Source organism: Acinetobacter harbinensis, assembly GCF_000816495.1.
Taxonomy (GTDB): Bacteria; Pseudomonadota; Gammaproteobacteria; order Pseudomonadales; family Moraxellaceae; genus Acinetobacter; species Acinetobacter harbinensis.
Genome location: NZ_JXBK01000001.1, coordinates 870,671 through 883,199 on the forward strand (window position 1 = coordinate 870,671; position 12,529 = coordinate 883,199).

Below are 12,529 nucleotides of genomic sequence, written 5' to 3' on the forward strand. Positions count from 1 at the left end.
GTATAAATAAAAGGATACCACTTGGCGGTATCCTTTCTAAAGTCTTTTTAGTGCTTAAGCCGAGGCGTTAAACCGCTGCGGCAACCAGTTGATCGGTGCTTAAAACGCCTTGTTCAATCAAGCGATTGGTACAGGCAATAATTGCTTCAATGGAGGAGGTGACAATATTGTCATGGATTCCTGCACCAAAGGCAGAGCGACCCGTACCTTTGACTTGTAATTCAATTAAAGCCAAGGCTTTGGCATGTGCGCCTGAACCAATGCTACGTTCTTCATAGCTTAAGACATCAATTGGCAATTGAAGCGCATCTAAAATAGCTGAAATTGGCCCGTTTCCTTCACCGCGTAACTGCTGGGTTTTGCCATTCACTTCAACATCCAATTCAATCACTTGATTGCCATTGTCATCGGACAATCTGTAGTTTTTAGCTGAATAATGTGCATCTTTTGCTGCGACATAATTCTCTTTAAACAAAGCCCAAATATCTTGTGCGGTCACTTCTTTGGCTTGCTCATCGGTCACTTGTTGTACTGCTTGTGAGAATTCAATCTGTAAGCGACGCGGCAAGACCACATTGTAATTGGACTCTAACAAGTAAGCGATTCCGCCTTTACCCGATTGTGAGTTAACACGAATCACCGCATCATAATCACGCCCTAAATCTTTCGGGTCAATCGGCAAGTACGGCATGTCCCACATCTCTTGATTTTTCTGGAACTCAAAGCCTTTTTTAATGGCATCTTGATGCGAACCAGAAAACGCGGTAAAGACCAAATCACCGGCATACGGATGACGTGGATGCACCGGTAAACCAGTACATTCTTCTACGGTGGCAATAATCTCATTAATGTTGGAGAAATCTAAGTTGGGTGCAACGCCTTGGGTGTACATATTCAACGCAATCGCCGCGACATCGACATTACCGGTACGTTCACCATTGCCAAATACACAGCCTTCAACCCGATCTGCACCGGCCATAATGGCCAATTCAGAGGCAGCGATTCCACAGCCACGGTCATTATGACAATGCACGGAAATAATCACCCCATCACGACGTTGTAAATTGCGGTGCATCCATTCAATTTGGTCGGCATAGACATTTGGGCCGGACACTTCAACCGTTGCCGGTAAGTTTAAAATCACTTTATTGGTCGGTGATGCTTCCCAGATTTCGGTCACTGCATCACAAACATCTTTAGCGACCTCTAATTCGGTTGCAGTGAAACATTCTGGGCTGTACTGGAAAATCCAATCGGTATTCGGATATTGTGCTGCATATTCTTTCACTTTATGCGCAGCATTGATGGCCAATTTTTTTGCGCCCGCCACATCTACATTCAATACTTTTTCACGGAACGTCGGTGAATTGGCATTGTAGATATGCACGATGGCACGTTTAGCCCCTTGTAGTGATTCAAAGGTGCGTTGAATTAAATGGTCACGAGCTTGCACCAAAACTTCAATATAGACATCATCAGGGATGTGATTTTCTTCAATCAATTTACGGGTGAAGTCGAAGTCAATTTGTGAGGCTGACGGAAAACCAATTTCAATATGTTTAAAGCCAATTTTCACCAACATTTGGAACATTTTGAATTTTTGTTCAAGATCCATCGGCTCAAAAATCGCTTGATTACCATCACGAAGGTCGGTACTCATCCAAATCGGCGCTTTATTGATTTCATTATTCGGCCATTGACGATCGGGCAAGTCTACACGTTGATACATGCGACGATATTTTTTACTTGGATCAGCCAACATCATGAGGTAACTCCTTGTGTAGGTTAAGTTGCTGAAGTCTGATAAGAAAAGCAACGTATACTACTGATATAGATTGTGTCTATAGTAACCATTTACAAGTAATTTTCGGAGAATGATCGTCTAAAGTCGCATGCCTGAATCAAAATGTGGATGACTGCGCGGGCTTAAACGTGTTCATCTTGCAAATAGACTAGTTTATAGGATCAGTTTAAAAGATTGGGCTTGGAAAGAATTCTCTTAGTTTGCGCTATGTTTATATTTTTAGATAAAATTTTCCGTAAAATTTAATATATATGGGAAATAAATTCTTTATTCTGCTTTTATCCCTTAATTCATCTCATTTTTACTTTTAAGATAATTGAAAATAGTGCAAATCCAATTGGATTTGCTTACGCGAAAAAAGATCAGCTTAAAACCGCATAGTTGCTAGAGAGAGCTTGGTTTTAAGCTGGATCATTTGTAGAAGTTGCATCACAGTACCGTCAGAAGAAACTATCTGTCACACCGCTGAGCATACAAGCAGATTAAAGCGCTGTATTTTAAATTTTTTTAGCATACATTTTGAGTTAAATTTCAGCCCATTTACGCATTAAATTATGATACAGATTGGTTAGCTTCATTACTTCGTCATGTTGATCGCCCAATTGGAGACGTAAGTTTTGAATGGATTGATCCAAATTAAATAACATATGACGATTTGCTTCATCCCGAACCATGCTTTGCACCCAGAAAAACGAGGCAATACGGCAGCCTGATGTCACGGCTGTTACTTCATGCAAACTGGTCGATGGGTACAAAATCATATCACCGGCAGGCAGTTTAACTTCATGGTAGCCATAAGTGTCTTCTACCACCAAGTCGCCGCCTTCATATTCTTCTGGTTCGCTTAAAAAAACCGTACAGGATAAATCGGTACGTAAGCGCTCATTAGTGCCCCGAATCCGGCGGATTGAATTGTCGACATGAAAGCCAAAGGCTTCATTATTTTCATAGCGATTAAACAGCGGCGGAATAATATCCAGTGGAATAGCAGCGGATAAAAAGAGCGCATGCTGCCCTAAAGATTCTAAAATAAGCGTACTTAAATGATGGGTCAGCGGATGATCTTCTGGCAATTGTTGATTTTGTTTCACCGCAGCAGACAGGGTGCCAGCGGTAACTTTGCCATTAACCCATTCAATTTTTGCCATTTCCTCACGGAAATATTGCACTTGTTCTTTCGTCAGTACATTCGGAATATGATGGATCATGGCAAGATACCTATAAAAAAAGAAATTTTGAGCTATAAAATAGCCTCTACGAATAGAGGCTATTTTAGATTAAATCCATAATAGTTTTATGACTTTATTTAAACTTAGTATTTAAAGTTTAAAGACAATACTGCGCTACGACCTTCAGCTTCAGTGGCATAGTGTGATGCAAAGGCTTTCGTGAAATAACGCTCATCAGATAAGTTGTTGACGTTTAACTGTAAATCAACATTTTTATTGACGTTATAACGCGCCATTGCATCGTAACGTACATAGCCCGGAACATATTTGGTATTTGCTAAGTCACCATAAACTTTGTCCATCGCAATTGTACCAACACCTAAATTAAGCTGTGGTAATACTTGATACGTGGTCCAAAGAGTCGCGCTATTTTTAGCTACGTTTGGCATAACATTACCGTTATAAATGGTTTGGTCTGTACATGTTGTTCCACGACAACTCACACCGTTTTTAGTCGATTCGCTATCTAAGTATGTGTAACCTGCCGATACAGCCCATTTATCAGTAATATTACCGTTTAAGCCAAGCTCAAAACCATCAACTTTACTAGCTCCGCCATTTATAGATGTATTCGCATCAATCGAAATACGAGTATTCTGTTTTTCAGTACGGAAAATAGCGGCTGTTAGATTCAATTTATCATTAAGAAAATCCCATTTTGTACCAATTTCAAAAGTACGTGCTTTTTCTGGATATAAATCTTTATTTGATGCATTTACCGCTGTTTCGGAACCATCACCACCATCTACACCAACAGGGTTTGCTGAAGTTGCAAAGCTTGCATAAATAGCACCATTTTCAACAGGTTTGAAGGTTAAACCTGTTTGATATGAGAAAAAGTCAGTATTGTTTTCGATTTTAGCGCCTGTTGCATTGGTTTTAAGCTCAGTGTCGAACTTGTCCCAACGTACCCCTAAATCTAATAACCACTGTGGATTTAACTCAATATTATCTAATAGATAAACAGAAGTAGTTTGCGCAGTCGTTGTTGTTACGGCTTTATTCGCTGCAACATTACCTAGCCATGGGTCTTTTGAATTAGGATTGTAGGCAGAAGTACACCAATAATCAGATCCAGCACCAATGCCAAGTGAACAAGCACCAGTTGTTGGTGACCCTGTAATGGTTTTACCAGAATTTGAGGTAACAGTATAAGAACCTTTATCCGATTCTTGATCACTATATTCTGCACCCACATTAAAACTGTGTTTAAGTGAGCCAGTATTAAATTTACCCGTTAAAGAAAGCTGATCATTAAAACCAGTTGTATCTGTAATACGAGAGTTTACACGACGCCAAACTTCACCATTTGCGATATTTTTTTGGCTATCATCGGGTTGAGTCCAAATATAATTATTGGTCGATTTAGTATAAGAAGCAACATTACTAATGGTGAGATTCTCGGTTAAATCATGTTCTAATTTAAATGTACCAATTTGATTTTCTTGTTTTTGAAAATCACGATCTAACCAACCATAAAAGATGCCTTGTTTAGCATTTAAAGGTTTACCCGTTGCTGTATTATCTGATGAGTTCCAGTAAGGTACACCTGAATCTGGCGTATCATCCGATTTTAAATAGTAGTAGCTTAAAGTTGCACGCGTTGGGGTGTCTAAACCAAAACTAATACTTGGTGCAATACCCGCACGTTTATATTCAGCACCGTCCGATTGACCTGCTTTTTCATTTTGATGGCCCATGACGGCAACACGTGCTGCAATACCATTCCCAAAATCTTTATTACCATCTAAGGTAATACGTTGGTAATTATCAGTACCACCTGCCACTGAACCTTCTAAAAAGTCACCTTTTTTGGCCACTTTAGAAATCATGTTAATGCTACCACCAACAGATCCAGCACCACCCAAAGAAGAAGATGAGCCTTTAGTCACTTCAACTTGCTCAACGGCAAACATTTCACGGTTTTGAGAGGTTGAGTTACGGATACCATCGACATAGATTGAGCTTTCAGAGCTATAACCCCGAATAAATGGACGGTCGCCGTTCGGGTTACCCCCTTCACCTGCGCCTAAAGTAATCCCCGGTACATTGCGCAGGGCATCACTTAAAGTGGTCACTTGAGTGTCTTGAATCAATTGCTTTGAAATTACAGAAACTGATTTAGGCGTATCCAATAGCGGCGCGATAAACTTGGTATTTGCCGATTGATCTACTTTAAGACTTTGTTCTGTTGCAGCTTGAGTGCGAATGGTATCAAGTTGAGCCACTTGATCTTGTGCAATGGCATTGCCTGCCATCATTGAAAGAGAAGAGACAATTGCAGACGATACGAATTTTTTACGCGTTTTAATGAAGGCCATTTCTAACTCAAAAGTGAACTGTGAAAATGTATGAGAATAGTAATGATTCTTATTTTGAATAACCATTGATAATCATTACAATTGACGATTAATTAGAGTTTTTTAATCGTAAAGTAGAATGATGGAATTGAGTTTTACTTATATAAGATATTGATTATAAAAAATTATCTATTTTTTGATTATTTTTATTCATTTTGATTGTAAATACCGATTTAAAGTTATTTTACATTTTTAAGCCAAATTAACAACACAGTCATTCATTTTTAGTCCTCAATTTACAAATAGAGCAGTCATCATAGGGTGCGGTGATTATATGAAAATTACAGGCTATCTTGGCTTAAAATTTAAACGGCTTATTGAGAGTGGATAAAGTTCTTAACTCTAACAGGGCATGACTTCATTCAACATTTATTAAATTAAAGCATCCTGCAGTAGAGAATACAACTTGAACGATCAAGATAATATATCGCAATTTTTAGTGCTGAATGTTAAACATAAAGCTTTTAGATGAAAACGTCTTTAAAGCTTTGAAATAAAATTAATAAAGATCTACGTCAAAAAAAGCAAACGCTAATAGAATGCGCGGCAGTAAAATAACAGCATCGGGATGACTGAAATGGGTCATAAATCTTAAAAAATAGACAAAATTCGCTGATTTCGTTATAAAAGTAAGAAAATAGTACAATAAAACGGAATTTTTAGTTCAAGAAAGCTTAGAATTGGATGGTTATATCATCCTGTTTTGTATATCTTGCCATGTTGTCATATAATATGGCACTTTCAAAATTGCAATCACTATTTCTATATCGAGGAAGCCATGCAAGTAACTTCTGAAGCGGTTTCGGGCATTGCCCGTCGTTTAAATGTATCTGTACCAACGAGCCGTGTGAATGAGCAATTTGAAGCTCGTTTAAAACGCACAGCTAAAACTGCGAAGATCAACGGCTTCCGTCCAGGTAAAGTGCCTTTAAATGTGGTACGTCGTGAATATGGCGCAGGGATCTATCAAGAAGTGGTGAACGACGTAATTCGTGACACCGTATTTGAAGCGATTCAGCAAGAAAAAATCAATGCTGTGGGTATGCCAAACATTGATAAAGTTGAAAATAAAGAAGACGCTCTTGTTTATGAAGCAACGGTAGAAATCTATCCAGAAGTCGAAGTTAAAGCATTTGACAGCTTGGAAATTGAACGTAAAGCATCTGAAGTGAACGATAAAGACGTTGACCAAATGATCGAAAACCTTCAAAAACAACGTCAAACTTGGGCTGAAACCAAAGGTATGGCGAAAAAAGACATGCAAGTGACTTTCGATTTTGAAGGCACTGTCGATGGTGAGAAGTTTGAAGGCGGTACTGCTGAAGACTTTAAACTGGTTCTCGGTTCTGGTCGTATGATTCCAGGCTTTGAAGATGGCATTGTGGGCATGAAAAAAGGCGAAGAGAAAGTTATTGATGTGACTTTCCCTGAAGACTATCAAGCTGAAAACCTTGCTGGTAAAGCTGCCCAGTTTAAAATTACCGTTAAATTGGTTGAAAAACCAAAACTGCCAGAAATTGATGCTGAATTCTTAAAAACCTTTGCGGTGACAGAAGAAGAAGGCGTTGAGAAGTTAAAAGCTGACGTGCGTAAAAACATGGATCGCGAAGTAAAAAATGGTCTGCGTAACCAAGTGAAATCAGCGACTTTTGATGCTTTAGTTGCAGCCAATGATGTTGAAATTCCAAGTGCAATGTTGGCACAAGAAATTGACCGTCAACGTCAGCAAATGATTCAACAGTTCACACAACAGTTTGGTGCTCAAGGCGCGCAATCATTTGACAGCAGCATGCTTCCAGATGATTTGTTCAAAGAACAAGCTGAAAAAGCAGTTAAATTAGGTGTGTTGGTCAGCAAAGTGTTGGCGGATGCTAAAATTGAAGTTGATCCAGCGCGTGTTGAAGCATATATCGACGACATGGCATCTTCTTATGAAGATCCAACTGAAGTGATTGAATACTTCAAAAATGATAAACAGCAACGTGCTCAAATTGAAGCTGTGGTATTAGAAGATCAAATCGTAGATCACATTTTAGCATCTGCTAAAGTGACTGATACTGCAATTAGCTATGAAGATTTGTTGAAAGAGCAACAAGCTCGTCAACAAGGCTAAGCTTTGCGGATCTAAAAAAAGGCGCATCGTGCGCCTTTTTTTATATCTCACTTTGTAGTGAACATGTTCTAAATTGACCCTGCTGATATAAAATATTAGTTATTTGATGGGGAATATTTTGCAATTTTGGCAATTATGCCGCATATTGTGACTATGAGTCGAGTACCAAAAATTTAGGAATAAATAACATATGTATGTTCCAACAATTGATAACGCTTTAGTGCCAATGGTGGTAGAACAGTCTTCTCGTGGTGAGCGTTCTTTTGATATTTTCTCACGTCTTTTACGTGAACGTGTCATCTTTTTGACCGGTGAAGTTGAAGACAACATGGCCAACTTAATTGTTGCGCAAATGTTGTTTTTAGAATCAGAGAACCCAGATAAAGATATCCATCTTTATATCAATTCACCGGGTGGTTCAGTTACCGCAGGTATGGCCATCTATGACACCATGCAATTTATCAAGCCTGATGTCGTGACCTATTGTATGGGCCAAGCTGCATCAATGGGTGCTTTCTTGCTCAATGCAGGGGCAAAAGGTAAACGTTATTGTTTGGAAAATGCCCGTGTCATGATCCACCAACCACTGGGTGGTTTCCGTGGTCAAGCCTCGGATATTGAAATTCATGCACGTGAAATTCTCTTTATTAAAGAGCGTTTAAACCGCTTAATGGCTGAACATAGTGGTCAAAACTATGAGCGTTTAGCGCAAGATACCGACCGTGATAATTTTATGACAGCGCAGGCTGCGAAAGAATACGGTCTCGTGGATGAAGTATTAGGTAAACGTCCATAATTTTCAGATTTTAATATTGGAGTGAATATGTCCGAACATCCTCAAGGACAAAAACATTGTTCATTTTGCGGTAAAACGCAGTCTGAAGTCGGGAAACTGATTGCAGGTGAGGACGCGTACATCTGTAATGAATGTGTGGACGTATGTTTAGATTTAGTCCAAACCAGTCAACAAGTTGAATCGGGTGACTGGGCCACTAAGCCTTTGCCGAAACCACACGAAATTCGTGCTGCGCTCGATCAATATGTTATCGGCCAAGATGTTGCGAAGAAAACCCTTTCAGTTGCAGTCTACAATCATTACAAGCGTTTAAAAGTCACCCAAGCTGGGCATAAAGCAGATGATGCTGTCGAGCTTGCAAAAAGTAATATCTTATTGGTTGGGCCTACGGGTTCAGGTAAAACCTTACTGGCACAAACATTGGCGCGTCTGCTGGATGTTCCATTTGCTATGGCAGATGCAACCACACTGACTGAAGCGGGCTATGTGGGTGAAGATGTTGAAAACATCGTTCAGAAACTATTGCAAAAAGCCGATTATGATGTAGAGAAAGCACAAAAGGGCATTATCTATATCGATGAAATCGACAAAATTACGCGTAAGTCTGAAAATCCATCGATTACCCGTGATGTATCGGGTGAAGGTGTTCAGCAAGCGTTATTGAAAATGATTGAAGGCACGGTTGCATCTATTCCACCACAAGGTGGACGTAAGCATCCGCAGCAAGAATTCATTCAAATTGATACCTCTAATATCCTGTTTATTTGTGGTGGTGCGTTCTCTGGACTGGAAAAAATTGTTCAGCAACGTCAGGAAAAAGGCGGTATTGGTTTTAACGCAGAAATTAAGAAAAAAGACGAAAGTAAAAAACTGTCTGAGCTGTTCCGTCAAGTCCAAGCCAATGATTTGGTTAAATTTGGCTTGATTCCAGAATTTATTGGTCGTTTACCGGTCATTGCAACCTTGGAAGAGTTAGATGAAGATGCATTAATGCAAATTCTGACTGAACCCAAAAATGCCTTAATCCGTCAATACCAATATTTATTCAGTATGGAAAATGTTGATTTGGTTTTTGAGCCTTCTGCGTTACGCGCAGTGGCAAAAAAAGCCTTAGAACATAATACCGGAGCACGTGGTCTGCGTTCAATTCTAGAGAATTCTTTGCTTGAAACGATGTATGATTTACCCAGCCGTACCGATGTTGGTACCGTTGTGGTCAATGATGCGGTGATTAGCGGCGAAGCAAAACCAGAGTTAAAAACAGAGCGTCAAACCAAAGTAGAGGCTGAAGTGCCTGCAAAAACTGACTTAAAAGTCGTAAATTCTAAGTCTGCTTAAGCTACTGTTCGTCTGAAACGTGCGAAAAACCAGTGTTTTCGCACGTTTTTTATTCCCCAAAATAAAATCCAATGTTAGTCTTGAATTTAGGCGTGGATGCTTAAATAAAATCAATAGCGCAACGAATGGCGCTAAAAATGAAGTACTGAGTCGAGTACAAAAATAAAAAATACGCAGTGAGGGAAATCATGCGTGCAATCTATATGGTCATTTATACAAGTATTCTGTTATGCGGCTGTCATGGTAAATCTGCGATTCAGCCTGCGCAAATCACCGCCACATTAAAGCCTGCCCAGACACAACATGCACCTGCAATGTTAGAACAATATCGTTTTGGTCTGTTTACGGTGGGTGGGTGGGTAAATCAAAAGTCAGGACAGCGTTTTCATTCAGTACAGCCACAAAATAGCCAAGCTGCTATGGTGTATATGTATCGTCCTGATAGTGCATGGAATCGGCAAGAAGTGGTTGCGTCAAGTTTGTTTATTAATGCTGAGCGCATTCCGAGTTTGCTGAATAATCATTATTATTGGATTGAACTGCCGGCAGGAACCTATCGTTTATCCACTAGTCGCCCTTTGGGTGTGCAACATTTTCAAAAGCCAAAATATTTAGATTTTACGGTGCAAGCAGGGCAATCTTATTTTATTAAATATGATGAAGAAAACTTAAGCACGCGTCGAGATATCGCGGGGCCATTAAATATGGTGCCTGAAAAAATAGGCTTAAATGAAATTGCTTTTACCCAGTGGAAATCACAAAGTTTTAACTTTGTAGCGCAAGATCAACATACCGGAAAAGTACGTAAAAAAGCTCAGAAAATTAAACCTGAAAAATATGAGATGGCTACAGAAGTCCAGCTGACCCAACCTTTTAAAATTTGGGACCCTAGAACATGGTAAATATTGATATTGAGCTGAATTGATAAACATAAAAAAGCACCCTGAGTGGGTGCTTTTTTAACTGGAAAAATTAAACCGCCGCAGCGTCTACGACTGGAATTTTACCAATTTTAGCTTGCCAAATTTTGGGTGCAGTGGCATGAATCGAGGTACCATTCACATCAACTGCTACGGATACTGGCATATCTTCCACTTTAAATTTGTAAATGGCTTCCATACCCAGATCAGCAAAAGCAACCACTTCTGCTTCACGCACGGCCTTAGAAACCAAGTACGCTGCGCCGCCCACAGCCATCAAATAGGTGGCTTTATTGTCTTTAATCGCTTCAATGGCTGTTGGACCACGTTCAGCTTTACCGATCATGCCATACATGCCAGTGGCTTCTAAAACTTGACGGGTAAATTTATCCATACGTGTCGCTGTTGTTGGACCAGCAGGACCCACCACTTCATCGCCGACAGGATCGACAGGGCCAACGTAGTAAATAAATTTACCTTTAAGATCAACCGGTAATTCTTCACCGTTATCTAACATTTCACACATGCGTTTATGCGCAGCGTCGCGGCCAGTATAAATAGTACCGTTTAGAAGTAAAGTATCGCCCGGTTGCCAAGAATTCATTTCTTCTTGAGTGATGGTGTCTAAATCAACACGTTTAGAGGTTGAAGAATCCCAAGTTACCGCAGGATATTCAGACAGTTTTGGTGCTTGAATATGTGCAATACCTGAACCATCAAGTTGGAAGTGCGCATGACGCGTTGCGGCGCAGTTTGGAATCATACCCACTGGTTTGCCGGCGGCATGACATGGATAATCTTTAATTTTAATATCAAGAACGGTGGTTAAGCCGCCTAAACCTTGTGCGCCAATACCCAAAGCATTTACTTTCTCAAAGATCTCAATACGCAGCTCTTCCATTTGGCTCTGTGGGCCACGGCGCAGCAGTTCATCCATGTTGATTTCTTCCATGAGTGCTTCTTTGGCCAGCATCATGGCTTTTTCTGCAGTGCCACCAATCCCGATACCGAGCATACCCGGTGGACACCAACCTGCACCCATGGTTGGTACAGTTTTTAACACCCAATCGACAATTGAGTCGGATGGATTAAGCATTGCCAATTTGGATTTGTTTTCTGAACCGCCACCTTTGGCTGCAACAGTGATATCTACTTTATTACCCGGTACGAGTTTGTAGTGGATCACCGCAGGCGTGTTGTCTTTGGTATTTTTACGTCCAAATGCAGGATCGGCTAAAACAGAGGCACGTAGAATGTTGGAATTTTCTAAGTAACCCTGACGCACACCTTCGTTAATGGCATCATCTAAACTCATGCTTAAATCGAATTTAACGTCTAAACCCACTTCAAGAAATACGTTCACAATTCCCGTATCTTGACAGATCGGACGATGACCTTCGGCACACATACGTGAGTTAATTAAAATCTGTGCAATGGCATCTTTTGCAGCTTTATTTTCTTCACGATCATAAGCACGGCTCATCGCTTGGATGAAGTCCTGTGGATGATAATAAGAAATGAACTGAAGCGCATCTTTTACTGATGTGATTAAGTCATCTTGCTTGATAATAGTGGTCATATCAAATATCTCTTCAGCGGGCTGTTAGCTAGCGGGCTAAATTATAGGATAAAAATCATGTTGTGTGGGTGTTTTGGCGATCTTTTGGGCTAAAGTTTAATAGTTCAAAACAGTCTACTGATAGCTTCAGCACAGTGCTGAATTTGACTTAACTCAGTCATCAAGCGCTTATATTTCAATATTTATTCTCATTTTTGTTGTTAATTTGAGTTATTTAAAGATTTTTTATTTTAAGTTTATGATAAATAATAATAAAAAATTAAAAGTATAAATTGTCTTTAATCAGATGCCATTGTCATAAAGTTGTCATAATACTTTTACATAATGAGCCTATCAAAACGAGGATGTAAAACAGATGATTACAGCAGTTGTTTCAATAGTTGGCTTCTC

General features: G+C 39.7%; 8 protein-coding genes. 4 read left to right on the forward strand and 4 right to left on the reverse strand.

Features of this window, described 5'->3' with window-relative positions; all coding sequences use genetic code 11:
* Positions 1-67: 67 nt before the first annotated feature.
* From leuA to SE27_RS04105, 3 genes are all read right to left on the reverse strand, one after another.
* Complete coding sequence (gene leuA, locus SE27_RS04095) at positions 68-1,765, reverse strand: 2-isopropylmalate synthase (RefSeq protein ID WP_039621110.1); 1,698 nt, start codon at positions 1,763-1,765, stop codon at positions 68-70.
* Between the two features lie 563 nt (positions 1,766-2,328).
* A complete protein-coding gene (locus SE27_RS04100) occupies positions 2,329-3,012 on the reverse strand; it encodes a Fe2+-dependent dioxygenase (protein WP_039621112.1) in 684 nt (227 codons plus the stop codon).
* A gap of 104 nt (positions 3,013-3,116) precedes the next feature.
* Positions 3,117-5,354, reverse strand: a complete 2,238-nt coding sequence (locus SE27_RS04105; protein WP_039623798.1) for a TonB-dependent receptor — start codon at positions 5,352-5,354, stop codon at positions 3,117-3,119.
* 817 nt (positions 5,355-6,171) lie between these two features.
* Here SE27_RS04105 and tig point away from each other — a divergent pair.
* The 4 genes from tig (at position 6,172) to SE27_RS04125 (ending at position 10,542) form a co-directional block, all read left to right on the forward strand.
* Entirely contained in the window at positions 6,172-7,506 is a 1,335-nt protein-coding gene (gene tig, locus SE27_RS04110) for a trigger factor (protein WP_039621114.1), read from the forward strand.
* Between the two features lie 190 nt (positions 7,507-7,696).
* The gene (clpP, locus tag SE27_RS04115) at positions 7,697-8,302 is read left to right on the forward strand and encodes an ATP-dependent Clp endopeptidase proteolytic subunit ClpP (RefSeq protein WP_039621116.1); all 606 of its coding nucleotides are present in this window, start codon (positions 7,697-7,699) and stop codon (positions 8,300-8,302) included.
* A 27-nt stretch (positions 8,303-8,329) separates the two neighbouring features.
* On the forward strand, positions 8,330-9,640 hold the full coding sequence (gene clpX / locus SE27_RS04120) for an ATP-dependent protease ATP-binding subunit ClpX (protein WP_039621118.1): 1,311 nt from the start codon (positions 8,330-8,332) through the stop codon (positions 9,638-9,640).
* A 188-nt stretch (positions 9,641-9,828) separates the two neighbouring features.
* A complete protein-coding gene (locus SE27_RS04125) occupies positions 9,829-10,542 on the forward strand; it encodes a DUF2846 domain-containing protein (RefSeq protein ID WP_039621120.1) in 714 nt (237 codons plus the stop codon).
* Positions 10,543-10,612: 70 nt separating this feature from the next.
* Here the strand turns inward: SE27_RS04125 and SE27_RS04130 are convergent, their stop codons facing one another.
* On the reverse strand, positions 10,613-12,139 hold the full coding sequence (locus SE27_RS04130; protein ID WP_039621123.1) for a fumarate hydratase: 1,527 nt from the start codon (positions 12,137-12,139) through the stop codon (positions 10,613-10,615).
* Positions 12,140-12,529: the final 390 nt, after the last annotated feature.